This window comes from Streptomyces sp. NPDC096205 (assembly GCF_044763135.1).
Classification (GTDB): Bacteria; Actinomycetota; Actinomycetes; order Streptomycetales; family Streptomycetaceae; genus Streptomyces.
Map to the genome: position 1 here is coordinate 1,465,135 of NZ_JBIWFS010000001.1, position 23,128 is coordinate 1,488,262.

Sequence of the window (23,128 nt, forward strand, 5' to 3'; positions counted from 1 at the left end):
TCGATCGGTGGGTGGCCTGTCCCGGCGCCGGGACAGGCCACCCACCGATCACTTCTCCTCCGCCTGCTTCGCCACGGCGTCGATCGCCGCCAGCGACCTCCGCACCTGGTTACGGTCCGTGGTGTACCAGAAGTCGGGCAGTGACGCCTTCAGATAGCTGCCGTAGCGGGCCGTGGCCAGCCGCTGATCGAGTACGGCGACCACGCCGCGGTCGCCCGTCGCCCGCACGAGACGACCGGCTCCCTGAGCCATGAGCAGGGCTGCATGCGTCGCCGCGACCGCCATGAAGCCGTTGCCCCCCGCGTCCTCCACCGCCTTCTGGCGGGCGCTCATCAACGGGTCGTCCGGGCGCGGGAACGGGATCTTGTCCATCACCACCAGCTGACAGCTGGGGCCGGGGACGTCGACGCCCTGCCACAGGGACAGCGTGCCGAACAGACACGTCTTCGGGTCGGCCGCGAAGTTCTTGATCAGCTCGCCCAGGGTCTCCTCGCCCTGGAGCAGGATCGGGAACTCGGGGATGCGCATGCGCAGCTCCTCCGCCGCGAGCTGGGCGGCCCGCATGGAGGAGAACAGACCCAGAGTGCGCCCGCCGGCCGCCTGGATGAGCTCCGTCAGCTCGTCGAGCATGTCCGTGCGCTCGCCGTCCCGCGCGGGACGCGACAGATGCTTGGCGACGTACAGGATGCCCTGCTTGGGGTAGTCGAACGGCGACCCGACATCGACGCCCTTCCACTGCGGGAAATCATCGCCCTCGGTGCCCTCCGGGGCGAGCCCCAGGGACGCCCCTACGCCGTTGAAGTCGCCGCCCAGCTTCAGCGTCGCGGACGTGAGGACCACCGAGCGGTCCGCGAACAGCTTCTCGCGCAGCAGGCCCGAGACGGACATCGGCGCCACGCGCAGGGAGGCACCGAAGCGGTCGTGCCGCTCGTACCAGACGACGTCCCACTCCGAGCCGTTCGTGATCCGCTCGGCGACGTCGTGCACCGACTCCACGGACGCCAGGGCCTGCTTACGGACCGCATCCTCGTCCTGCACGGACTTGTCACGTGTCGCGCCGATTCCGGAGATGACCGTGCGGCAGGCGTCCCGCAGCGCCATCAGCGCGTAGCCGAGGTCCTCGGGGATCTCCTCCAGGCGGCCGGGCAGGGCCAGCTCCATCAGCCGCTCGAAGCCCTCGGCGGCCGTCTGGAGCTGGTCGGCGGCCTTCTCGTTGACCAGCTTCGCGGCGCGCCGCACCGCGCGGTTGACCTGGCCGGGGGTCAGCTCACCCGTCGCGACGCCGGTGACGCGCGACACCAGCTCGTGCGCCTCGTCCACGATCAGCACCTCGTGCTGGGGCAGGACCGGGGCGCCCTCGATGGCGTCGATGGCCAGCAGGGCGTGGTTGGTGACGACGACCTCCGCCAGCTTGGCCCGCTCCCGCGCCGTCTCCGCGAAGCACTCGGCGCCGTAGGCGCACTTCGTGGCACCGAGGCACTCCCGCGAGGAGACCGACACCTGGGACCAGGCCCGGTCCGACACGCCCGGCGTCAGATCGTCCCGGTCACCGGACTCGGTCTCGTCCGCCCAGTCACGCAGCCGCAGCAGGTCCTGGCCCAGCTTGCTGGTGGGTGCGGCGGCCTCGAACTGGTCGAAGAGGCCCTCCTCCTCGTCCTGCGGCACGCCCTCGTGGAGGCGGTGCAGGCACAGATAGTTCGACCGGCCCTTCAGCATCGCGAACTCCGGCCGGCGGCGCAGCAGCGGGTGCAGCGCGTCCACCGTCCGCGGCAGGTCCCGCTCCACGAGCTGGCGCTGCAGGGCCAGCGTCGCCGTCGCGACGACGACTCTCTCTCCGTGCGCGAGCGCGGGCACGAGGTAGCCCAGCGACTTTCCGGTGCCGGTGCCGGCCTGGACGAGCAGATGCGCGCCGTCGTCGATCGCTTCCGCGACAGCTTCGGCCATGGTCACCTGGCCGGGGCGCTCCGTGCCGCCGACAGCGGAGACGGCGGCATGCAGGAGTTCGGGGAGTGAGGGCTTCGTCATAGCGCGACCACCCTACGGCTCGGCACTGACAAACGGGTGATCGTGGGTGATGCGAGGGGTGGGATCAAGGCTGTGGGTCTCTTGTGGGTGAGGGGGTGGGGTCAGTTCTACTCGCCCGGTGCGGGCAAGCGGCGACTCGTGTCGTGCTGGTGATCGGCGGAGTGCCTTTGGTGCTGATGAGGGTCGGCTCGCTTGCCGCGCCGATGACGAATGACAGACACCCGCGCAGACGCCGTGGGCCCCCGTCGCACGCCGCGGATGGAAGGGGCGGAAATCGTCCTCAGTGAATGGGAACCGCAACCCCGCGAGCGGTGTACCAAAAGTGACGGCGCTGTGGCGCAGGGCTACAGCAGATGACGCAGGGACCGGTCGCGGACCATCAGGGCGGCTCGCTTCCCGGGAAGGTCGACCTCGGCGGCGAACCGGAATCCTGCGGTGAGGAAAGCGGAGACGGAGGGGGTGTTGCGAAGGTCAGGTTCCGCTACGACACGTGCGCAGGCGGGCCGGCTGTCGAGGACGAGGTCGGCGACGGATCTCAGGAGCGTGCTGCCGAGCCCGCGGCCGCGGTCGGCGACACCGCCGATGAGCACGTGGACTCCAGTGTCATGAGGTCGGGCCGGGTAGTGGCGAGCCAGCGGGTCGAGGTCTGCCCGGTAGATCTCCCAGTAGCTCATAGGGCTGCCGTTCAGTAGGCCGAGACAGGGAACGCTGCGCCCGTCGCCGGTGAGCTGGCCCCTCAGGTGTTCCTCGGCCACCTGAGGGGGGCCGGACAGCTCCCAGAAGGCCGCGACGGCGGGGTCGTTCATCCAACGCACGATGAGCGGCAGGTCGCGTTCGAGGCGCACGGGGATCAGCTGGAACTCGCCCGCGGGGGTGACAGCCGGTCCCCATGCACCGACCCCGTCGAGCAGGTCCGCCCGGTCCGCGACCGGCTCGCCGACGCCCCGCCCCGCGGCCGCCTCGGGAATGCCTGCCGCACCGGCTCCTCCCGCCTCTCCGGAGAGGCACGCGAGGAAGTCGTCCGGAAGCCGTAGGTCCAGAGTGTCCTCGACGTCCCCGCCCAGGACCTGCTCGGGCCTCTCGGTTCGCTCATCGAGATCCGTGAGCTCGGTGAGGTCAGTGAGGTCAGTGAGCTCGGTGACGGCCGGGTGGCCGGAGTCGGCGCTCGGGTCGGTGGGAGGCACGACGACGCTCCTCTCGGGAGGCGGGCTGAGGCACGTTCCTCAAAGCGAAGGGAGTAGGTGACAGCAGATGACGAAGGGGCCATCAGGAGCGAAGGGGGTTGGTGATGGTGACGTAGACCGACTGGGTGTCCACCGGGCCGACGAGTTCGTCGAGACCGTGCAGCCGTGTCAGCAGGTTGGCCTTACAGCACAGGTCGGTTGAGTCGAGCAGTCGGGCCGGCAGAGAGGTGCGCAACCGGGCGGGGCCGGTGGCGACGCTTTCGAGGAAGCGGCGGAAAGCGGCGAGCAGCAGCCGTTCATCCGCGAGACACTGGGATCCGAACGCGCCCACGAGACCGAGCACGTTGTTGATGCCGAGGTAGTAGGCGAAGCGCTCGTCGGTGACTTCGTCGGAAACGAAGGTGTCGCTGTGCTCCCCGATGCCGGGAAGCTGGGCGTCGAGGTCGTCGCGTCGGGAGGCTCGGAAGTAGTAGCCCTGGTTGTCGCGGTAACGCCCGCCGCTGGGCCAGCCGTCGGGGTCCAGCAGAAGCAGTGTGTTCTGCTGGTGCGCCTCCAGGGCGATGCCGGCCTCCGCGTCCAGCCACAGCACCGGACGGACGACGTGTTCGAGGTAGCGCAGGAACCACTCGGCGGCGACCGCGCCTCGCGGCCGGCCGGTCCGAGCGGAGAGCCGGGTGACCAATGCGGCGAGCCGCGACCGCACCACCGAGCTGCCGGCTCCCCTGTCGCTGCCGGGTCCCCTGCGGTTGCCTGCGGCGCAAGACTCTGCCCAGGGGCGGGGAGCGACGAGTCCGGCGACGCAGTTCACGTCGTCCGAAGCGGTGAACGGGTTGTGCCGGATCACCACGTCCAGTCCGGGCACGGGGTGACCGTCCGGTCCGTCCACGGCGAGCCATGCCGGGTCCCGGACGATGTCGAAGCCGGGATGGGCGGCGTGCCATCGGCGGGCGAGGCCGCTGCGCAGCAGACGGTGGACCTCCACGCCTCGGTGGAGTTCCTTGCGCAGGTTCTCGCGGCGGGAGTTGGTGATCCGCAGGCCCAGCGACAGCTTGAGCATGGCCGGAGCGGCGGTGCGGTGGACGGTACGAACGGAGGAGGTGGGATGCCAGGGAGCACCGTGGGTGCCGAGGTCCTTGAGGAGTCCGGCGTCGAACAGGGGCGCGGTCTCGGGACGGTTGCGGACCTCTCGCATCTGCCAGGGGTGCAGGGGCAGCGCGGCGTGGCCATCGGGCAGTGGCAGTCCCGGGCCGGCGAGACGCGCGGTGAGTTGTGCCGCGGGGATGGGCCGGCCGCGCTCGGTCCAGGCGGAGTCGGTGGCCAGAACGGAAGGAGAGACGGCGATCCAGTGCAGAGGGAAGGAGCCGCGCAACTCAGGTGAGTAGAGGAGCGCTTCGGTCTCGGTGAGACCTTCGCGGCTCTTCGGAGTGGGGTGCAGCGGGTGACCGAGCACGAGTGCCTGTTCGGCGGAGAGGAAGAGGTCCGGCCCGTCAGTGGGTCGGCTCCGCCGGTCACTGATGAAGGCGGCGGTACGGCGGACGGAATCGGCGACGCGGGCGACCAAGTCGGCTGCTTCGCTGGTGCCGGAGGGGCCAGAGATAGGGGAGGCACCGGACCGGTGGGCTGTGGACGGGCCTGATGCACAGTCGTTGGGAGTCGAACCGACCGGCGCGGACCTGTCGGGCGCCGCCCCGCCGGGTACCGACATGCCGAGTGCGGACTTCTCCGGCGCCGCCCCGCACGGTGCCGACATACCAGGTGCCGGCCTGTCAGGCGCGCCCCCTGCAGCTTCCAACTGCCCGCCCCCTGAACCGCTGGAGGCCGACGCACTGACTGCCGCCGCGCGACCAGCTGCGCCGGTCAAAGCAAGCCCGCTCTCCGAGCTCGCCGCGCTCTCCGCCTCCCGCGCGAGAAGTGCGGCGAGTGTGACCGGGTCGATCGTCGGCGCATGAGCGGGGACGCCGAGAAGGGAAGGTGGGCCGAAGCGGTGCCAGCCGGTTGGCGACCAGTAGCGCACTGGGGCCAGGAGGGTCACGCCGGTGGCGGGGAGGGGGATGCGGATGACGCCGTCCGAGGGAGCGGGAAGGCGGGTCTCACGAACCCAGCAGCGCAGGAGGTTCTCCGTGGCGGCGGCCTGGGCGGCCATGTGGGAGTCGGGGTGGTCAAGGGGCTCGGCGATGTCGGCGGGTTCGCGGGGCTCGGGTGTCGCGGGCCGCCAATGAGCCGGCTCGGCAGCGCCGGAGTACTGCCGAGGGACTGTCAGGTCCTGCACATCGGGACGGGGCTCAGTAGAGCCGGAAACCGGAATCGAGGGAGAGGGAGGGAAGGTGTGATCAGAAGCAGGGGTGGTGTTCAACGCGGTTCCTCAGGGTGATGCCTTCGGCGGGGTGGCACGTCGGTGGGGTGGCACGGCGGTTCCGGCAGGGCTGGGGTGGGTTACACGGCCCGATGGTCACGGGCCGCTGCCGCCACCGCTTCGGAGAGTCGGTCGATCACGGCCTCGGCCTGTTCGTCGCTGATGGTCAGAGGCGGGAGCAGCCGCACGACGTTCGAGTCCGTGCCGCCGAGACCGACGATCAGGCCTCGCTGCAAGCACTCGCGCTGGACGCCGGCGGCCAGTTCTGAGGCGGTTGAACGGAAGGGAACCCCGGTTGAGGCGGAGCTGGGGCCGGGGGCAGGGGATACGGGGGTTGCGTGGGTTGCGGCCAGGGCCGCGTCCGACTCCGGTGGGACGAACTCGATGCCCGTCAGGAGCCCTCTTCCCCGGACATCACCGATGCACGGGAACTCTCGTGACAACTCCACGAGTTGAAGCAATACGCGGCGTCCCAAGATGGCTGCCCGTTCGGCGAGGCCGTTCTCGCGCACGTGCCTGAGGGTGGCCGTGCCGGCGGCCATGGCCAGTTGGTTGCCGCGGACCGTGCTCACCGGGGCGTCGGGTGCCAGGTCGGCGTGGTGGACGATCAAGGACAGTGGCAGGCTGCCGCCGATGGCCTTGGACAGGACCATCACATCGGGTGTGACACCACTGTGCTCCACGGCCCAGAAGGCGCCGGTGCGGCCGACTCCGGTCTCGGTCTCGTCGGCGATCAGCGGGACGGCCCGGTCGGCGGTGAGTCTGCGGACTTCCCTCATCCAGCTGTCGGGGGTGGGGCCGACCCGGTCGTCGTTCCGGACGGCCTCGACGATCACACCTGCCGGATGGACGGACTCGGGCCAGACCGTGACGGGCTGAGGGCTGCAGCCAGCGGCCTCGACGGCTTCGGCACGCGATTCGCCCTCTCTCTCGGCGAGTTCGAGATCGGGCGGGCTCCCGGCAGCGGCCGGCGAACCGCCTTCCGTTCGGGCGGGGCCGAGGGTGAGTACCTCCGTGCCGCCGGTCGCGGACCGTACGAGTCGGCGGGCCCCCTCCAGGGCGCTCGTACGGGAGGGGCCGCAGAAGCGTACGCGGGCATGTGCGGCCAGGTCGGGGGGCAAGGTGCGGAGGAGTTCGGTGACGAAGGCGTCCTCGACGGGGGTGCTCAGGTCAGGGACGTGCAGGGGTGCGCCTGAGTCGAGGACTGTGCGGATGGCTTCGAGTACGACGGGGTGGTTGTGGCCGAGGGCGAGTGTGCCGGCGCCCGAGAGGCAGTCCAGGTAGCGGCGGCCGTCGGCGCCCTCGATGGTCAGTCCGCGTGCCCGGACCGGCACGATCGGCAGTGCGTGCGCATAAGTACGCGCCGCCGATTCGCGCACCGTCCGGCTGCGCGAAGTCTCCTCGGTCACGGTCACTCTTCTCCGTCCTCCCACTGTCAGAAGCCGAGCCATCGCTCGCGCTCCCCCGCCCCACAGCAAGGCCTGGTGGCCCGCCATTGGCGACACCCGGCCCCGAACTCCCCCACGAGCCGGCCGAACTCGAGCCCAGCTCACCGACGTCCGACGCCCGGCTCCTGGACGGTCGTTGTCCGGCCGCCGGCCTCCCGATCCCGCCACCCGGGCACCTGACATCCGGCGTCCGGCACCCGGCAATCGGCACCCGGCACCCGGCACCCGGTGTCCGGCGACCGGCACGCACATGCCGATGCTCGAAACCCGTTCATCGTTCCCGCCGCCCGACGGCGTTCGAATCGCCCGCCCACCGCTACCAACCCCGCTCCGGCGACCGGGTTACGGGTTGTCCCGAGATCCCTGCGGTGAGGGCACTACAGCGCGCCACCCCGTCCGCGCACACCAGTTGGCGGAGCCCCCATGCACGCCTCCGCCGATCCCCCGGATGCACCCCTCAATACGCCCCAACTCCGCCTTCCCATGCCCGCCACTCCCCGACTCCCAGCCGCCACATATCGAGACGAGCACTGCGGCACCGAGAGGCGTCACCCCGAAGTCCCGCCCAGGTCAGGCCGCTTGTATCCGAACCGTTGCCGTTCCGTCGGAAGTCCCCCACAGCGACCGCATAGTGTGGGGTGCCGTTCCAGGACGCCCCGCCGGTGCGGGGCGTCCTGGCGTGCAGCGCCACGTTCGTCCACAGCAGGGGGAGTCAGCACATGCGTTCCATACGGCCGTCGTTCACCGCTCGCCGAGGGGGGAGCACGCGCCGCGGCCCCGTCCGTGCCGCGGCCGCCGTCGCACTCGTGTCGGCGCTCACGCTGACTGCCACGGCCTGTGAGACGGGTGACGAGGCGGCGGGCAGCGAGGCCTCGGCCAGCGCCGTGGCCGGCGACGACAAGATCAAGATCCCGGACGACATCAAGGAGCGTCTCAAGGAACACGGGATCGACATCGACAAGTGGCGCAACGGCGCCTGGAAGAACTGGAACAAGGACGACTGGCTCCGCGAGGCCGAGGACTTCGTCAACCCGATCATCGAGGACCTGTGGGACCCGGACCGGATGCGGGACGCCGAGGACCCGGACAAGGGTGTCGACGAGAACGACATCTCCGGTGACCAGGGCGTGACCGACCCGGAGCCGGAGCCGGTGGACGCGCAGGCGGTGTCGACGCCGTACCACGAGAGCGTCCCCGTGGCGGGCAAGGTCTTCTTCGACTCCCCCGAGGGCACGATGGTCTGCTCGGCGACGGTCGTGACGGACCCGGCCCACCCTGGCAAGTCGAACATGGTGTGGACGGCCGGCCACTGTGTCCACGCGGGCAAGAAGGGCGGCTGGTACCGCAACATCGCGTTCGTGCCGTCGTACAACGACTCGGGCCTGTCGGCCGCCGAGCTGGAGAACGCCACGAAGGAGCAGGTCGCTCCGTACGGCGTCTGGTGGGGCGACTGGGTGCAGACCTCCGACCAGTGGATCGAGCAGGGCGGCGCGACCGGCGGTGACGGTGCCAGCTACGACTTCGCGGTGATCCATGTGACGCCGGAAGAGGGCGGCTCGGGCAAGTCCCTGGAGGAGACGGTCGGTTCGGCGCTGCCGGTCGACTTCAACGCGCCGGCCGTGCCGAAGATCGACAGCCTCACCGCCACCGGCTACCCGGCGGCGCCGCCGTTCGACGGCCAGTCGATGCACCAGTGCGAGGACAAGCCCGGTCGGCTGTCGCTGAACGCCTCCGACCCGACGATGTACCGCATCGGCTGCACCATGACCGGCGGTTCCTCCGGCGGCGGCTGGGTCGCCGAGGGCTCGGACGGCAAGCCGGCGCTGGTGTCCAACACCTCCATCGGCCCGATCACCGGCGGCTGGCTGGCCGGCCCGCGCCTCGGTGAGGTCGCCGAGGGCGTCTTCAACGAGGTGAGCGAGAAGTACGCCGCCGCGCAGTGACCCCCTGAGCACACGGAAGGCCCGCCCCCGGTGAGGGGACGGGCCTTCCGTCGTACTGCCTGGTCGCTCGGGCGAGCGACCGGTCCGGCTCAGGCCGGTGCCTGGCCCGGCTCAGGCGAGCGCGGCCGGAACGTACGGCGTGAGTTCCGCCGCCAGTTCCTCGTGCACCCGCACCTTGAGCAGGGTGCCCTCCGCGGTGTGCTCCTCGGAGATCACCTCGCCCTCGTCGTGCGCACGGGCGACCAGCTTGCCGTGGGTGTACGGCACGAGCGCCTCGATCTCCACCGCGGGCCGCGGCAGCTCGGCGTCGATCAGCGCGAGCAGCTCGGCGATGCCCTGGCCGGTGCGGGCCGAGACCGCGATGGAGCGCTTCTCGTTCCGCATGAGCCGCTGAAGGGTCAGCGGGTCGGCCGCGTCGGCCTTGTTGATCACGACGATCTCGGGTACGTCGGTGGCGCCGACGTCCCTGATCACCTCACGCACGGCCGCGAGCTGCTCCTCCGGGACCGGGTGCGAGCCGTCCACCACGTGCAGGATCAGGTCGGACTCGCCGACCTCCTCCATCGTGGAGCGGAACGCCTCGACCAGGTGGTGGGGCAGGTGCCGGACGAAACCGACGGTGTCGGCCAGCGTGTAGAGCCGGCCGCTCGGGGTCTCGGCCCGGCGGACGGTCGGGTCCAGGGTCGCGAACAGGGCGTTCTCGACCAGGACGCCCGCGCCCGTGAGGCGGTTGAGCAGCGAGGACTTGCCGGCGTTGGTGTAGCCCGCGATGGCGACGGACGGCACCTTGTGGCGCTTGCGCTCCTGGCGCTTGATCTCACGGCCGGTCTTCATGTCCGCGATCTCCCGGCGCATCTTCGCCATCTTCTCGCGGATCCGGCGCCGGTCCGTCTCGATCTTGGTCTCACCGGGACCACGGGTGGCGAGGCCGCCGCCCTTGCCGCCGCCCATCTGACGGGACAGCGACTGACCCCAGCCTCGCAGCCTCGGCAGCATGTACTGCATCTGCGCGAGCGCGACCTGCGCCTTGCCCTCTCGGGACTTGGCGTGCTGGGCGAAGATGTCGAGAATCAGGGCCGTACGGTCGATGACCTTGACCTTGACGACGTCTTCGAGGGCGATGAGCTGGCCGGGGCTGAGCTCACCGTCGCAGATCACGGTGTCCGCGCCGGACTCGATGACGATGTCGCGCAGCTCCAGGGCCTTGCCGGAACCGATGAAGGTGGCCGGGTCGGGCTTGTCGCGGCGCTGGTAGACACCGTCGAGGACGTGGGCACCGGCCGTCTCGGCCAGCGCGGCGAGCTCCGCGAGGGAGTTCTCCGCGTCCTGAAGGGTTCCCGAGGTCCAGACGCCGACGAGGACGACCTGCTCCAGGCGAAGCTGTCGGTACTCGACCTCGGTGACGTCCTCGAGCTCGGTGGAGAGGCCCACCACACGGCGCAGAGCCGCGCGCTCGGAGCGGTCGAACTGGTCGCCGTCCCGCTCTCCGTCGATCTCGTGGCTCCAGGCGACGTCCTCTTCCATCAGGGCATCGGCCCGAAGACCCTCGGGGTAGCTGTGCGCGAGGCGCTTGTTGTCCTGGGAAGGGGAAGAAGAGGAGGTCATTGGATCCTTACGTCGATGGGGGTTCTTCACTGGTCACAACGTACGAGTACCCCGGGAGATTCCCGCGGACTCCCCGGAGATTCCGGGACCCGGCGCCGTGTCCGTCCGAAGATGGTCGCACGGGACGCCACGTCTCGTCACGGCGTTATTCCACGGCTGTCTCCGCCTCCTGATTCTCGGCCGCCCCCGCTTCCGGATTCCCGACTGTTCCTCCGCGCTTCCGGATTCCGACTGTTCCCCCGCGCTTCCGGATTCCGACCGTTCCCCCGCGCTTCCGGATTCCCGACTGTTCCCCCGCGCTCACGGATTCCCGACCTTACGGATTCCCGGCTATTTCCGGGTCCCGGTAGGCGCCGCGGACTTCCAGTCCGGGTGCCCCGGCATCGGCGGCGTCTTCTCGGCGTACAGCCAGTCCTGGAAGAAGCCGCCGAGGTCGCGTCCGGAGATGTCGGAGGCGAGGTCGACGAAGTCGGCCGTGCCGGCCGTGCCGTCCTTGTGGACGGTCACCCAGGTCCGTTCCAGGCGCTCGAAGGCGCGGTGGCCGATCTCCTGGCGCAGCGCGAACAGCACGAGGGCGGCGCCGTCATAGACGTTCGGCCGGAAGATGCTGATCTTGCTGCCCGGCCGGGGCTCCTTGGGGGCGGCCGGGGGTCCGCCGGAGGCGCGCCAGCGGTCGGAGGCGCCGTACGCGGCCTTCATCCGGGCCTCGATCGGCCGGTCGGCCGTCTCCTCCGCGTACAGGGCCTCGTACCAGGTGGCATGTCCCTCGTTCAGCCACAGGTCGGACCAGGTACGCGGGGTGACGCTGTCGCCGAACCACTGGTGCGCCAGCTCGTGCACCATGATCGACTCGACGTACCACTTGGGATAGGCGGGCTCGGTGAACAGGCCCCGCTCGAAGAGGGAGAGCGTCTGGGTCTCCAGCTCGAAGCCGGTCGACGCGTCGGCCATGAGCAGGCCGTACGTCTCGAAGGGATAGCGCCCGACCTTCTCCTCCATCCATGCGATGTGCGCGGGGGTCTTCTCCAGCCACGGTTCGAGCGTCTCGCGGTGCTCGGTGGGGACCACGTCACGCAGGGGCAGCTCGTGCGGGCCGGTGCGGTGCAGCACGGTGGAGCGGCCGATGGAGACCTGTGCCAGCTCGGTCGCCATGGGGTGACGGGTGCGGTACGTCCAGGTCGTCGTCCCGCGCGCGCGGTCCACACCGATCTGCAGACCGTTGGCGACGGCCGTGTAGCCGTCGGGCGCGGAGACGCGGATGGTGAACATGGCCTTGTCGGAGGGATGGTCGTTGCACGGGAAGACCAGGTGGGCGACGTCGGCCTGGTTCGCCATCGCGAGGCCGTCGGAGGTGCGCACCCAGCCGCCCTCGCGCTTCTCGTCGTAGACCGGGTCGCTGGTGTGCCGCACAGTGATCCGCGTCCAGTCGCCCTCGTCCAGCGGTTCCGCGGGCGTGACCACCAGGTCCTCCCCGGCGGTCGCGAAGTCGGCGGGCTCGCCGTCGACCTCGACCGATTCGACCTCGCCGTGCGCGAAGTCGAGGTTCAGGCGCTCGAGGGACTCCGTGGTCCAGGCGTCGATGGTGGTGACGGCCTGGAGCGGCTTGCGGTTGGAGCCGGCGTAGGTGAAGGACAGGTCGTACGCCGCCACGTCGTACCCGGGATTGCCGAGGTGCGGGAAGAGACGGTCGCCGACACCCAGCGGGGTCGGCGGGGCGCTCGCGGCGACGAGGCAGACGGAGACGGCGGAGGCCAGCAAGGCGGCTTTCAACCGCCGGGCGCGGGTAGCCCCGGCCCGCGGGGGCGCAGGGGACTTGGCGCGGGGAGTGAGCAGCATGCACCACCGCTACCAGCGCGCGCGTGCCGCGCCGCGACGACGCGCGCCGGGTCCACCCGAACGGGGTCCCTGCGGGAACCCTGGGCAGGGCCGCGCAGGTGTGCCTCAGCCCCTCGATCACCCGAACGAGGTCCCCGCGAGAACCCTGAGCGGGGCCGCGCAGACGTGTCAGCCCCTCGACCACCCGAACGAGGTCCCTGCGGGAACCCTGGGCGGGCCGCGCAGGCGTGCCTCAGCCCCTCGACCACCCGAACAAGGTCCCTGCGGGAACCCTGGGCGGGGTCGCGCAGCGAGTCAGCCTCTCCGGCCCCTCAAGTCACTCACGCCCCATCCGCCTGCGCCCGGTTCACGTCGTACACGCCCGGCACATTGCGCATCGCCCGCATCAGCGCGGGCAGCCCGGCGGCGTCGGGCAGTGTGAGGGTGTACGTGTGCCGGACGCGCTGCTGGCTCGGCGGTTCGACCGTCGCGGAGACGATCTCGGCGCCTTCGAGAGCCATGGCCTCGGTGAGATCGGCCAGCAGATGGGGGCGGACGAACGATTCGGCGAACAGCGTCACCCGGCACCCGGTGCTGTCCCCCCAGCGCACGGCGACCTCCGCGCGCCCCGCGCCTGTCATACGCGCCACCGCCGGGCACTCCACCCGGTGCACGGTCACCACTCCCCCGCGTACGGCGAACCCGGTGACCTCGTCGGGCGGTACGGGCGTACAGCACCGGGCGAGCCGCACGGCCGCTCCGGGTCTCTCGACGACGACGGCCGCGGCACCGGAGGACCGTACGCGAGGTCGGGCCACGAGGACATCGGGGGCACCCGGCGCGTCGGCGTCAGGAAGGGCTCGGCCTTCCTCGGCAGCGGTGACAGGTCGCCCTCCCTCAGCCCTGTCCGACTCCGGCCGGTACGACCGCTCCGGCGCCGGCACCCGTACGGCGGGGTCGGCGGCGGCCCCGTGCCTCCCGGTGAGGGACGTCTCCGGCTCGGCGGCCGTCGGGTGGGTGGCGATCCAGCGCTGGATGGCGATCCGGGCGGCGGGCGTGTGGGCGTGGTCCAGCCACTCCCTGGACGGCTCGGAGGCGGGGTCCTGGCCCATGAGGAGCTGCACGGTGTCCCCGTCGCGCAGGACGGTGCTCAGCGTGGCCAGGCGCCCGTTGACGCGTGCGCCGATGCACGCGTGCGCGTCCTCGCCGTACTGCGCGTAGGCCGCGTCCACACAGGTCGCTCCCTCGGGCAGGCCTAGGGTGCCGCCGTCGGGGCGGAAGACGGTGATCTCACGGTCCTGGGCGAGGTCCTCGCGCAGCGTCGACCAGAAAGTGTCGGGGTCGGGGGCGGCCTCCTGCCAGTCCAGCAGGCGGGAGAGCCAGCCGGGGCGCGTCGGGTCGGCGCGCTCGCCCTCGGCGGGGTCGTCGGAGGCGGGCGCGTACGGATTGCCCAGGGCGACGACTCCGGCCTCGGCGACCTTGTGCATCTGGTGCGTACGGATGAGGACTTCGGCGACCTGACCGTCGGAGCGGGCCACAGCCGTGTGCAGGGACTGGTAGAGGTTGAACTTCGGTACGGCGATGAAGTCCTTGAACTCCGAGACCATGGGCGTCATACAGGTGTGCAGTTCGCCCAGGACGCCGTAGCAGTCGGCGTCCTCGTTCACCAGCACCAGAAGCCGTCCGAAGTCGGCGCCGCGCAGCTGACCCCGTTTGCGGGCGACGCGGTGGACCGAGACGAAGTGGCGGGGCCTGATGAGGACTTCGGCGGTGATGTCGGCCTCGCGCAGCACGGTGCGCATCTCTTCGGCGATCTCGGCGAGGGGGTCGTCCGCGCGGGCGGTGTTCTCGACGATCAGCTCGCGCGTGTGCTCGTACTCCTCGGGGTGCAGGATCGCGAAGACCAGGTCCTCCAGCTCGGTCTTGAGCGCCTGTACGCCGAGGCGTTCGGCGAGCGGGATCAGCACGTCGCGGGTGACCTTGGCGATGCGCGCCTGTTTCTCGGGGCGCATCACGCCGAGGGTGCGCATGTTGTGCAGCCGGTCGGCGAGTTTGATCGACATGACGCGGACGTCGTTGCCGGTCGCGACGAGCATCTTGCGGAAAGTCTCCGGCTCGGCGGCGGCGCCGTAGTCCACCTTCTCCAACTTGGTGACGCCGTCGACGAGATAGCGCACCTCCTCGCCGAACTCCGTGCCGACCTGATCGAGCGTCACCTCGGTGTCCTCGACGGTGTCGTGCAGGAGGGAGGCGGTCAACGTCGTGGTCTCCGCGCCGAGTTCGGCGAGGATCAGGGTGACCGCGAGCGGGTGCGTGATGTACGGCTCGCCGCTCTTGCGCATCTGGCCGCGGTGCGAGGACTCGGCGAGGACGTAGGCGCGGCGCAGCGGCTCGATGTCGGCGTCGGGATGGTGGGCGCGGTGCGCGTCGACGACATGGCTGATCGCGTCGGGCAGCCGGTCACGGCCGGTGGGGCCGAGCAGCGCGGCGCGGCCCAGGCGACGCAGGTCGATCCGGGGGCGGGCCCTCTTGCGGGGCGCCGACGGGGTCGTCGGCAGCCCTGTCAGGGCTCCGGTCACCGGGCCTGGGGTCGCAGGATTCGTGGCCTCCGCACTCATGGGCACCTCCGGCTGCGTGGACCGGCGGACGGGGTGCCTCGCGGCGGACACGGCTCAGGGAAAGGGTGACCGTCCCCGTCCGGGCCGGTGCTTGATGCTACCGAGCCCATCACGCCCGGCTGACCGCCTCTCGCCGAGCGTGAAACGGATCACCCATTCGAGCGAAGCTGAGGAGGTTTACGGTTTGGGGGTCGCATAAGGCGCGGCGAACGCCGTGTCGAACCGGCGTTCAGTCACTCCCCCGGATTCCGGCGTGTCGGGCCGCTGGGGCATAGGTGCACGGAGGGGACGCGGGCAAGCGGGCGTCGGCAAACGCCGACAACCCGCGCCCGTTGACACACCGAATCACGCACTCCGCATCGCACGTTGACACGCCGCAGCGCGCACTCCGCTTCGGCGCGCTCGGCCCGCGGCAGCGATCAGCCCGCGGCGGCGGTCAGCCACTCCGGGTCGATCTCGCCCTCGGCGACGATCACCGCGGGCCCGGTCATCTCGACGGAGCCGTCGGGGTTCTCGGTGATGACCAGACGGCCGCCGGGGACGTCCACGGTGTAGGTCACGGGCGTGCCGGTGACGGCCGGGTCGGTGCCGTCGCGGCGGGCCGTGGCGACGGCGACCGCGCACGCGCCCGTGCCGCAGGAGCGGGTCTCACCGGAGCCGCGCTCGTGCACGCGCATCGCCACATGCCGGGGGCCGCGGTCGACGACGAACTCCACGTTCACCCCGTCCGGGTAGGCGGAGGCCGGCTCGAAGGGCGGCGGTGCGTACAGGTGCCCCGCGTGGGCGAGGTCGTCGACGAAGGCGACCGCGTGCGGGTTGCCCATGTTCACGTTCCGCGCAGGCCAGCTGCGCTCGCCGACGCTCACCGTGACATCCCCTTCGGGGAGGCGCGCCCTGCCCATGCCGACGGTGATGTCTCCGTCCTTGGCGATGTGCACGGTCTTCACGCCCCCACGCGTGGCGACCGCGAGGTCCCCTTCGGTGACATGTCCGGCGCGCTGGAGGTAGCGGGCGAACACCCGCACGCCGTTGCCGCACATCTCGGCGACCGAGCCGTCGCCGTTGCGGTAGTCCATGAACCACTCGGCCTCGTCGGCCATCGACCGCGCCTCGGGGTGCGCGGCGGAGCGCACCACGTGCAGCAGTCCGTCACCGCCGATGCCCGCGCGGCGGTCGCACAGCGCGGCCACGGTGGCCGGGGTGAGGTCGATGGCGTTCTCGGGGTCCGGGACGATCACGAAGTCGTTCTCGGTTCCGTGCCCCTTGAGGAAGGCGATCCGCGTGCTCATTCCTCGATCGTACGGGGTGGGTACGACACCGGGGCGGGCCGTATCACCTGGTGACCGGCGTTAGCCGATGACCGGCATCAGCTGATGACCGGCATCAGCTGGTGATCGGCGTCAGCGCAGCCGCGCGACCCGCCACACCGCCAGCACCACCACGGAGAGGACCACGACGACGTAGGCGAGCACGACCCGCCAATCGGCCCGTCGGCCGGAGCCGCGCTGCGGCAGGCCGGGCCAGGTGTAGCCGACGCGGCGGGCGGCCATCATGCCCCAGCCCGCGGCACAGGAGGAGATCAGCAGTCCCAGCATGGCGATCACGGCGCCGCTGTCGCCGAAGTCGAAGGCCAGCGGGAAGGCGAACATCAGCGAGCCGAGCGCGGCTAGGCCGACGATGGGCGCGAGCTGCCAGATCCGCAGCCGCCGCTGGGGCCGCAGCTCGACCTCGACCTCGGGCCCGCCCGCGAACATCTCCTCGGGCTCGGGGCCGTCGTCGGTCACACCGTCGGGCGTCTCGTCGGGCCCGTCGGAGTTGAGACGCTGCTCCTCGGGCTCCGCCCCGGCGCTGTCGGCGGTGACGGATTCGGTGTCTTGTGCGGTGTCGCGAGGGCCGGCCTCCATCGCCACGCGCCCTCCCAACTCGGACTCCACTTGGTCGATCGAAGCTCGATGATGGCACGGCGCCGGAGGCCCCGATGACGGCCGGAGCGTCCCGATGCCATGACGTGATCAGGCTGTAACCGGTCGTTCGACCAACGCCAGTGCCCGGTGCGGAAGTTCTGTGAGATCCGCCGCAGCCCCACTGAGCCAATGCACCCGCGGGTCCCGCCTGAACCATGAATCCTGACGGCGCGCGAAGCGCTTGGTGGCACGGACCGTCTCGGCGCGCGCCTCCTCCAGGGTGCACTCGCCCGCGAGAGACGCGAGAACCTGCTGGTAGCCGAGCGCGCGCGAGGCCGTACGCCCCTCTCGCAACCCCTGCGCCTCCAGCGCGCGCACCTCCTCCACGAGCCCCGCCTCCCACATCCGGTCCACCCGGCGTGCGATGCGCTCGTCCAGCTCGGGGCGCGCCACATCGACGCCGATCTGGACGGTGTCGTAGACGGAGTCATGGCCGGGGAGGTTGGCGGTGAACGGCCGGCCGGTGATCTCGATCACCTCGAGCGCGCGGACGATACGGCGTCCGTTGCTGGGCAGGATCGCCCGCGCGGCCTCCGGATCGGCGGCGGCGAGGCGGGCGTGCAGCGCCCCGGAGCCGCGCAGCGCGAGTTCCTCCTCCAGCCGGGCCCTGACCTCGGGGTCGGTCCCGGGGAACTCCAGGTGGTCGACGGCGCCACGGACGTAGAGCCCGGAGCCGCCGACCAGGATCGGCCAGCGACCCTCGGCGAGGAGCGCGTCGATGCGTTCGCGCGCCAGCCGCTGGTACTCGGCGACGGACGCCGTGACGGTGACGTCCCAGATGTCGAGGAGGTGGTGCGGGACGCCGCCGCGTTCCTCGGGCGTCAGCTTGGCGGTACCGATGTCCATCCCTCGGTACAACTGCATGGAGTCGGCGTTGACGACCTCGCCGCCGAGCTGCTGGGCGAGAAAGACGCCCAGATCTGATTTTCCGGCCGCGGTGGGTCCGACGACGGCGATGACTCGGGGGGCGGGGGCTGCGCTGCTCACCGCACCAGTCTCGCAAACCTCCCGCGGTGACCCCGAACGAGTTACGTGACGGTGGCCTTGCGAGGTCGTTGCCCGATGCGAGGTTCTTGCCGCCCGTTTCCCGAAAGGCGGTGACCCGGGCGACGCAATCGGACGCTCCGGGTAACGCGGGATTTCCCCCGCACGAGTAACGTATGGAGTTGATATGGGCGTTTTTGCGCGACTTCTCCGCAGGTCCAAGGCCACGGAGGAGGCGTCGACCGTCGAGGCCCAGGCCGCCGCACCGGCGACCGGGGCCGACGCGGACGAGGCGGAGGAAGCTTCCGGGGCTACGAAGACGTCGGAGACGACGACGGTGACGCCGACTGCGACGGAGCCGGCCGAGGCCACGGCCGACGCCGGGGCGGCGACGAAGGCGTCGGCGCCTGCAACCGGCACGGACAGCGCCGACGACGGCGTCGGGATCCCCAAGCAGCAGTCCGCCGACGAGGCGGCCGACAACGAGGCCGGCGAGGGCGCCCGCACATAACCCGCCCCGCGACGGAAGGTGGACCATGGGTCTCCTGGACAACTTGAAGGGCAAGCTCTCCCCGGCGAAGGAAAAGGTCTCGGGCCTCGCGCAGCAGCACGGGGACAAGATCCAGCACGGTCTGGACAAGGCGGCGAAGGTCGTCGACGAGAAGACCAAGGGCAAGTACAGCGACAGGATCCAGTCGGGCACGGGCAAGGCCAAGGAGGCCATGGACCGACTCGCGCACAAGGACGACACCGGGGCCGCCGACCGCCCCGCCACCCCGCCGGACTCCCCGCCGCCGGCGACCTGACCGACGCACCGACGCACCTACCGGCGGACGGCCGCGGAGCAGCGCCTCCCGGCCGTCCGCCGTTTTTCTGCACCGCTGTGTGCCGTACCGCTATGTGTGCAGCACCGTTCATGCCGCCGCCGTTTCTGCGCAGCACCGCTTTGTGCAGCGCCGCTCTACGGAGGCCGCTCCGTGCAGCGCCGCCTCTGCGCGCGGTGCCGCCCTACGACCAGGTCGCGACCAGGTACCCCACGCCGTACGGCGCGTCCTCGTACAGCAGGGTGCCCGACAGGTCGGCGCCCTCGGCGGCGCCTGCCAGGACCTGCCAGGGGGCCCGGCCGGACACCTTCAGCTCATGGGCTAGGCCGGCGTCCAGCCCCTTGAGGGCCGCGAGGTCTGCCGCCCCCAGTGCCCGTGCGACCTGCACGTCGAACGGCTCGGCCCGCTCGTCGAGGTAGCCGGGCGCTTTGACCGTACGGCACGCGCTGGCGTCGCCCATCACCAGCAGTGCCACCCGCTCGGCCCGGGCGGCGATTTCGCTTCCGATCTGAATACACCGCTCGGCCGTCAGAGGTTCCCCTACCGCGAGTCCCTCGATCGGGGCATCCGCCCATCCGGCCCGCTCCAGCAGCCACCCGGCGACGGCCAGCGACGGCGGAAGCGTGCCGACGGCCACCCCGCCCTCGGCCACAGGCCCCAGGGTCACCTGGCGATCGACGCCGAACCCGCTGAAGGAGCCCGGTGTGCCCTGCGCGTACGGCACCGGCCCGGTCTCGTCAGCCGGTGCGACGACGACGAGCAGGTCGGGCCGGGCTGCGGCGAGCAGCCCCAGGGCGTCCGCGCACGCGGTGCGCGCGGGGTCCAGCTCGGGGGCGGCACCCGCGGCGACCTCGGGGACCAGCAGCGGAGGACAGGGGCAGACGGCGGCGGCGACAAGCATGATCGGCAGCGTAACCCCCCAAGGCGCCCGGGGCGTCACTCCTCGATCAGCACGTCGGTGAGGTCGATGACCGTGAGGACGAGCACCACCGGCTTGCCGTCGCTGATCGCGTACTCGACGAAGAGGTTGCGGGACAGCGCGATCGCGCAGGTTGCCTAGTCGCCGCGGACGGAGCGGGAGAGCTTGTGCCGCGGGTCGGTCACCAATATCGCCAGGCCGCGCTCCAGCACCTCACGCCGCTTGGCGGACAGGCTGTCGCGGACCTGGGCGGCCTCTTCGGTGTACGTGACCCTGAACGGCAGCACGCGATGCTCCCGTATGGTGCCAGGCGGTCAGTCGCAGCCGCAGCCGCTTCCCGTGGCCACCGGCAGCGGAGCCGGGGCGCCGATCCTGGGCAGGCCGAGCATGACGCCGGCCTTCCTCTCCTGCTCCTGGGCGTTGCGCTTGGCCCAGGCGTCGCCCGCGCGCGTACGGCGCACTTCCAGGACCTGCCCCTCGGCGAGGAGGTGGTGCGGGGCGGCGTACGTCACCTCGACGGTGACCACGTCACCGGGGCGGACCTCCTGCTCCGGCTTGGTGAAGTGGACCAGGCGGTTGTCGGGGGCGCGGCCGGACAGGCGGTGGGTGGCGCCGTCCTTGCGGCCCTCACCCTCGGCGACCATCACATCCAGGGTGCGGCCGACCTGCTTCTTGTTCTCCTCCCAGGAGATCTCCTCCTGGAGGGCGACGAGGCGCTCGTAGCGCGCCTGGACGACCTCCTTGGGGATCTGGTTCTCCATGGTCGCGGCGGGGGTGCCGGGGCGCTTGGAGTACTGGAAGGTGAACGCGTTGGCGAACCGGGCCTCGCGGACCACGTGCATGGTCTGCTCGAAGTCCTCCTCGGTCTCGCCGGGGAAGCCCACGATGATGTCGGTGGAGATCGCGGCGTGCGGGATGGCGGCGCGGACCTTGTCGATGATCCCGAGGAAGCGCTCCTGCCGGTAGGAGCGGCGCATCGCCTTCAGGACGGTGTCCGAGCCGGACTGCAGCGGCATGTGCAGCTGCGGCATCACGTTCGGCGTCTCGGCCATGGCGGCGATCACGTCGTCGGTGAAGTCGCGCGGGTGCGGCGAGGTGAAGCGGACCCGCTCCAGGCCCTCGATCTCGCCGCAGGCGCGCAGCAGCTTGCTGAAGGCCTCACGGTCGCCGAGGTCGGAGCCGTAGGCGTTGACGTTCTGGCCGAGCAGGGTGATCTCGGAGACGCCCTCGCCGACCAGCGCCTCGATCTCCGCGAGGATGTCGCCGGGGCGGCGGTCCTCCTCCTTGCCGCGCAGCGCCGGGACGATGCAGAAGGTGCAGGTGTTGTTGCAGCCGACGGAGATGGAGACCCAGGCGGCGTACGCGCTCTCGCGCCGGGTGGGCAGCGTCGAGGGGAACGCCTCCAGGGACTCGGCGATCTCGACCTGCGCCTCCTCCTGAACGCGGGCGCGCTCCAGCAGCACCGGCAGCTTGCCGATGTTGTGCGTGCCGAAGACGACGTCCACCCAGGGCGCCCTCTTCACGATGGTGTCGCGGTCCTTCTGCGCCAGGCAGCCGCCGACCGCGATCTGCATGCCGGGGCGGGCGGCCTTCTTCGGGGCGAGGTGGCCGAGGTTGCCGTACAGCTTGTTGTCGGCGTTCTCGCGGACGGCGCAGGTGTTGAAGACCACGACGTCGGCGTCGCCGTCCGAGCCCTCCGGGGCACGCACATACCCGGCATCTTCGAGCAGTCCGGACAACCGCTCGGAGTCATGGACGTTCATCTGGCACCCGTAGGTGCGCACTTCGTAGGTCTTGGGTCCGTGAACGTCCACTGCCGGGCTCCGGTCGCTGCTGCTGGTCATGCGTTCAAGGGTAGGCGGTCCCGGAGGAGCCTCGCCCCGGTGTTCGGGCGCGGGTGGCTCAGGCCCGCTCGGCGGGTATCCAGCCCTGGCGGCGCAGCACGGCCGAGACGTCCGGGACCTCGTAGTGCTCACCCTTGAGGACCTTGCCGTCGGCCCGGCGGGCGACCTGGCCGTCGGGGCCGAGCTTGGTCATGTTGGAGCGGTGGATCTCGGCGATCACCGCGTCGAGGTCGATGCCGTGCACGAGCGCCGTGCCGTAGGCGACGTACACGACGTCCGCCAGCTCGTGCGCGAGCTTGTCCAGCGGGCCGGCTACCGACACCTCGGCGACCTCCGCCGCCTCCTCGGCGAGCAGCTCACCGCGGTGCGCCGCGAGGTCCGGCGCGACCTCGGTGGGCGTGGTGCGGGCGTCCAGGCCGAAGGCCAGGTGGAACTCACGGACGAGATCGGCAGCGGAAGAACTCATGCCCCGACTCTAACGACCACCACTGACAGGCCCCCTGTTGCCCGGTGGCCCTGGTCAGCAGCGCGTGCCTGCTGGCAGGATCTCGCGCATGTCCAAGCTCTTCTCCCGCCTCGGCAGGCGGCGTGCGCTGCAAGGCGCGGGTGCCCTGTTCGTGGTGCTGGGGTTGCTGCTGTGGTGGCTGCTGCCGCTGGGCGAGGAGCCGCCGAGCGGGACGATCACGTTCAGCACGGGGACGCCGCACGGGGTCTACCAGAAGTACGGCAGCCTCCTGCGCAAGGCGTTCAAGCGGGACATGCCGGAGCTGGACGTGCGGCTCCAGCTCAGCAACGGCTCGCAGAAGAACGTGGCGCGGGTGGCGACCGGCACGGCCGACTTCACCATCGCCGCGGCCGACGCGGTGGAGACGTACCGCGAGGACGGGGGCCCGGGCGCCGGCCAGCTGCGCGGCGTCGCTCGGCTGTACGACGACTATGTGCACATCGTCGTCCCGCGCGCGTCTGACGTGGAGTCCGTGGAGGACCTGAAGGGCAAGCGGGTCGCCATAGGGCTGCCCGACTCCGGGGTGCGGCTGATCGCCACCCAGGTGCTCGAGACGGCCGGCATCGACCCGCGCAAGGACATCACCCCGCTGCCCGATGGCATCGACACCGGCCCCGAGAGGCTCAAGAGGGGCGAGATCGACGCTTTCTTCTGGTCCGGCGGCCTGCCCACGGACGGCCTGACCGAGCTCGCCGACGACTTCGAGCTCCGGTTCGTCCCGCTGGACGCCGCCTTTGTGGCCAGGTTGCAGAGCCGGGGCGGCGCCACCCGCTACTACCGGCCCACGGTCATGCCGGAGTCCGCCTATCCGGCGGTCCAGCACGGCACGCCGGTGCCCACGATGGCGGTCTCCAACCTGCTCGTCACGCGCGCGGACGTCGACGCGCGGCTCACCGAGTGGCTGACCCGGACCGTCATCCGCAGCCGCGACAGGATCGGCGCGGACGTCCACTCCGCCCAGCTCGTGGACCTGCGCACGGCGATCTACACCGATCCGGTGCAGCTCCACGAGGGTGCTCGCCGCTACTACCGGTCGGTCAAGCCGTAGCCGCACGTGGCTGTCCCGGGGTGCGCCTGTGCACCGCCCCAGCCCTGCA

At 71.1% G+C, this 23,128-nt stretch carries 18 protein-coding genes; 4 read left to right on the forward strand and 14 right to left on the reverse strand.

The features are described from left to right. Window positions 1–48 precede the first annotated feature (48 nt). From ACIQ6Y_RS06140 to ACIQ6Y_RS06155, 4 genes are all read right to left on the reverse strand, one after another. On the reverse strand, window positions 49–2,025 hold the full coding sequence (locus ACIQ6Y_RS06140; protein ID WP_404033529.1) for an ATP-dependent DNA helicase: 1,977 nt from the start codon (window positions 2,023–2,025) through the stop codon (window positions 49–51). Between the two features lie 344 nt (window positions 2,026–2,369). Further along, window positions 2,370–3,209, reverse strand: a complete 840-nt coding sequence (locus ACIQ6Y_RS06145; protein ID WP_404033531.1) for a GNAT family N-acetyltransferase — start codon at window positions 3,207–3,209, stop codon at window positions 2,370–2,372. 82 nt (window positions 3,210–3,291) lie between these two features. Next, a complete protein-coding gene (locus tag ACIQ6Y_RS06150) occupies window positions 3,292–5,352 on the reverse strand; it encodes an IucA/IucC family protein (protein WP_404033731.1) in 2,061 nt (686 codons plus the stop codon). 290 nt (window positions 5,353–5,642) lie between these two features. Then, complete coding sequence (locus tag ACIQ6Y_RS06155; RefSeq protein WP_404033533.1) at window positions 5,643–7,013, reverse strand: aminotransferase class III-fold pyridoxal phosphate-dependent enzyme; 1,371 nt, start codon at window positions 7,011–7,013, stop codon at window positions 5,643–5,645. A 716-nt stretch (window positions 7,014–7,729) separates the two neighbouring features. Between ACIQ6Y_RS06155 and ACIQ6Y_RS06160 the strand changes: the two genes are divergently transcribed. After that, complete coding sequence (locus ACIQ6Y_RS06160; RefSeq protein WP_404033535.1) at window positions 7,730–8,953, forward strand: trypsin-like serine peptidase; 1,224 nt, start codon at window positions 7,730–7,732, stop codon at window positions 8,951–8,953. 111 nt (window positions 8,954–9,064) lie between these two features. Here the strand turns inward: ACIQ6Y_RS06160 and hflX are convergent, their stop codons facing one another. From hflX to miaA, 6 genes are all read right to left on the reverse strand, one after another. Next, window positions 9,065–10,558: a GTPase HflX gene (hflX, locus tag ACIQ6Y_RS06165; protein WP_404033537.1), complete on the reverse strand. Its 1,494-nt coding sequence runs from the start codon at window positions 10,556–10,558 to the stop codon at window positions 9,065–9,067. A gap of 330 nt (window positions 10,559–10,888) precedes the next feature. Further along, the gene (locus ACIQ6Y_RS06170; protein ID WP_404033539.1) at window positions 10,889–12,394 is read right to left on the reverse strand and encodes a M1 family metallopeptidase; all 1,506 of its coding nucleotides are present in this window, start codon (window positions 12,392–12,394) and stop codon (window positions 10,889–10,891) included. A 320-nt stretch (window positions 12,395–12,714) separates the two neighbouring features. Beyond that, entirely contained in the window at window positions 12,715–14,991 is a 2,277-nt protein-coding gene (locus ACIQ6Y_RS06175) for a RelA/SpoT family protein (protein WP_404033541.1), read from the reverse strand. Between the two features lie 419 nt (window positions 14,992–15,410). Beyond that, the gene (gene dapF, locus ACIQ6Y_RS06180; RefSeq protein ID WP_404033543.1) at window positions 15,411–16,280 is read right to left on the reverse strand and encodes a diaminopimelate epimerase; all 870 of its coding nucleotides are present in this window, start codon (window positions 16,278–16,280) and stop codon (window positions 15,411–15,413) included. Window positions 16,281–16,391: 111 nt separating this feature from the next. Then, window positions 16,392–16,895, reverse strand: coding sequence for a hypothetical protein (locus tag ACIQ6Y_RS06185; protein WP_404033733.1), 504 nt, complete (start codon window positions 16,893–16,895; stop codon window positions 16,392–16,394). Between the two features lie 108 nt (window positions 16,896–17,003). Beyond that, entirely contained in the window at window positions 17,004–17,942 is a 939-nt protein-coding gene (gene miaA / locus ACIQ6Y_RS06190; protein ID WP_404033545.1) for a tRNA (adenosine(37)-N6)-dimethylallyltransferase MiaA, read from the reverse strand. A 184-nt stretch (window positions 17,943–18,126) separates the two neighbouring features. Between miaA and ACIQ6Y_RS06195 the strand changes: the two genes are divergently transcribed. Together ACIQ6Y_RS06195 and ACIQ6Y_RS06200 are read left to right on the forward strand one after the other, a co-directional pair. Next, entirely contained in the window at window positions 18,127–18,450 is a 324-nt protein-coding gene (locus tag ACIQ6Y_RS06195; RefSeq protein ID WP_404033547.1) for a hypothetical protein, read from the forward strand. A gap of 25 nt (window positions 18,451–18,475) precedes the next feature. Further along, window positions 18,476–18,745, forward strand: a complete 270-nt coding sequence (locus tag ACIQ6Y_RS06200; protein ID WP_404033549.1) for an antitoxin — start codon at window positions 18,476–18,478, stop codon at window positions 18,743–18,745. A 202-nt stretch (window positions 18,746–18,947) separates the two neighbouring features. Here the strand turns inward: ACIQ6Y_RS06200 and ACIQ6Y_RS06205 are convergent, their stop codons facing one another. The 4 genes from ACIQ6Y_RS06205 to ACIQ6Y_RS06220 form a co-directional block, all read right to left on the reverse strand. Continuing rightward, entirely contained in the window at window positions 18,948–19,664 is a 717-nt protein-coding gene (locus ACIQ6Y_RS06205; protein ID WP_404033551.1) for a class III extradiol dioxygenase subunit B-like domain-containing protein, read from the reverse strand. 155 nt (window positions 19,665–19,819) lie between these two features. Beyond that, window positions 19,820–19,969 carry a hypothetical protein gene (locus ACIQ6Y_RS06210; protein ID WP_404033553.1) on the reverse strand — a complete coding sequence of 50 codons (150 nt, stop codon included), beginning with the start codon at window positions 19,967–19,969 and terminating at the stop codon, window positions 19,820–19,822. Between the two features lie 27 nt (window positions 19,970–19,996). Beyond that, complete coding sequence (gene miaB / locus ACIQ6Y_RS06215) at window positions 19,997–21,526, reverse strand: tRNA (N6-isopentenyl adenosine(37)-C2)-methylthiotransferase MiaB (protein ID WP_404033555.1); 1,530 nt, start codon at window positions 21,524–21,526, stop codon at window positions 19,997–19,999. Window positions 21,527–21,584: 58 nt separating this feature from the next. Further along, window positions 21,585–21,992, reverse strand: coding sequence for a MazG nucleotide pyrophosphohydrolase domain-containing protein (locus ACIQ6Y_RS06220; RefSeq protein WP_404033557.1), 408 nt, complete (start codon window positions 21,990–21,992; stop codon window positions 21,585–21,587). A gap of 88 nt (window positions 21,993–22,080) precedes the next feature. Here ACIQ6Y_RS06220 and ACIQ6Y_RS06225 point away from each other — a divergent pair, with 88 nt between their 5' ends. After that, window positions 22,081–23,079: a TAXI family TRAP transporter solute-binding subunit gene (locus ACIQ6Y_RS06225; RefSeq protein WP_404033559.1), complete on the forward strand. Its 999-nt coding sequence runs from the start codon at window positions 22,081–22,083 to the stop codon at window positions 23,077–23,079. Window positions 23,080–23,128: the final 49 nt, after the last annotated feature.

Bases quoted from the DNA above. Each gene is read 5' to 3' on its own strand.
- ACIQ6Y_RS06155 (WP_404033533.1), bottom strand. From the start codon at position 7,013: ATGGCTCGGCTTCTGACAGTGGGAGGACGGAGAAGAGTGACCGTGACC.
- ACIQ6Y_RS06150 (WP_404033731.1), bottom strand. From the start codon at position 5,352: ATGGCCGCCCAGGCCGCCGCCACGGAGAACCTCCTGCGCTGCTGGGTT.
- ACIQ6Y_RS06220 (WP_404033557.1), bottom strand. From the start codon at position 21,992: ATGAGTTCTTCCGCTGCCGATCTCGTCCGTGAGTTCCACCTGGCCTTC.
- ACIQ6Y_RS06160 (WP_404033535.1), top strand. From the start codon at position 7,730: ATGCGTTCCATACGGCCGTCGTTCACCGCTCGCCGAGGGGGGAGCACG.
- dapF (WP_404033543.1), bottom strand. From the start codon at position 16,280: ATGAGCACGCGGATCGCCTTCCTCAAGGGGCACGGAACCGAGAACGAC.
- ACIQ6Y_RS06185 (WP_404033733.1), bottom strand. From the start codon at position 16,895: ATGGAGGCCGGCCCTCGCGACACCGCACAAGACACCGAATCCGTCACC.
- ACIQ6Y_RS06140 (WP_404033529.1), bottom strand. From the start codon at position 2,025: ATGACGAAGCCCTCACTCCCCGAACTCCTGCATGCCGCCGTCTCCGCT.
- ACIQ6Y_RS06170 (WP_404033539.1), bottom strand. From the start codon at position 12,394: ATGCTGCTCACTCCCCGCGCCAAGTCCCCTGCGCCCCCGCGGGCCGGG.
- hflX (WP_404033537.1), bottom strand. From the start codon at position 10,558: ATGACCTCCTCTTCTTCCCCTTCCCAGGACAACAAGCGCCTCGCGCAC.
- miaB (WP_404033555.1), bottom strand. From the start codon at position 21,526: ATGACCAGCAGCAGCGACCGGAGCCCGGCAGTGGACGTTCACGGACCC.
- ACIQ6Y_RS06200 (WP_404033549.1), top strand. From the start codon at position 18,476: ATGGGTCTCCTGGACAACTTGAAGGGCAAGCTCTCCCCGGCGAAGGAA.
- ACIQ6Y_RS06225 (WP_404033559.1), top strand. From the start codon at position 22,081: ATGTCCAAGCTCTTCTCCCGCCTCGGCAGGCGGCGTGCGCTGCAAGGC.
- ACIQ6Y_RS06175 (WP_404033541.1), bottom strand. From the start codon at position 14,991: ATGAGTGCGGAGGCCACGAATCCTGCGACCCCAGGCCCGGTGACCGGA.
- ACIQ6Y_RS06195 (WP_404033547.1), top strand. From the start codon at position 18,127: ATGGGCGTTTTTGCGCGACTTCTCCGCAGGTCCAAGGCCACGGAGGAG.
- ACIQ6Y_RS06205 (WP_404033551.1), bottom strand. From the start codon at position 19,664: ATGCTTGTCGCCGCCGCCGTCTGCCCCTGTCCTCCGCTGCTGGTCCCC.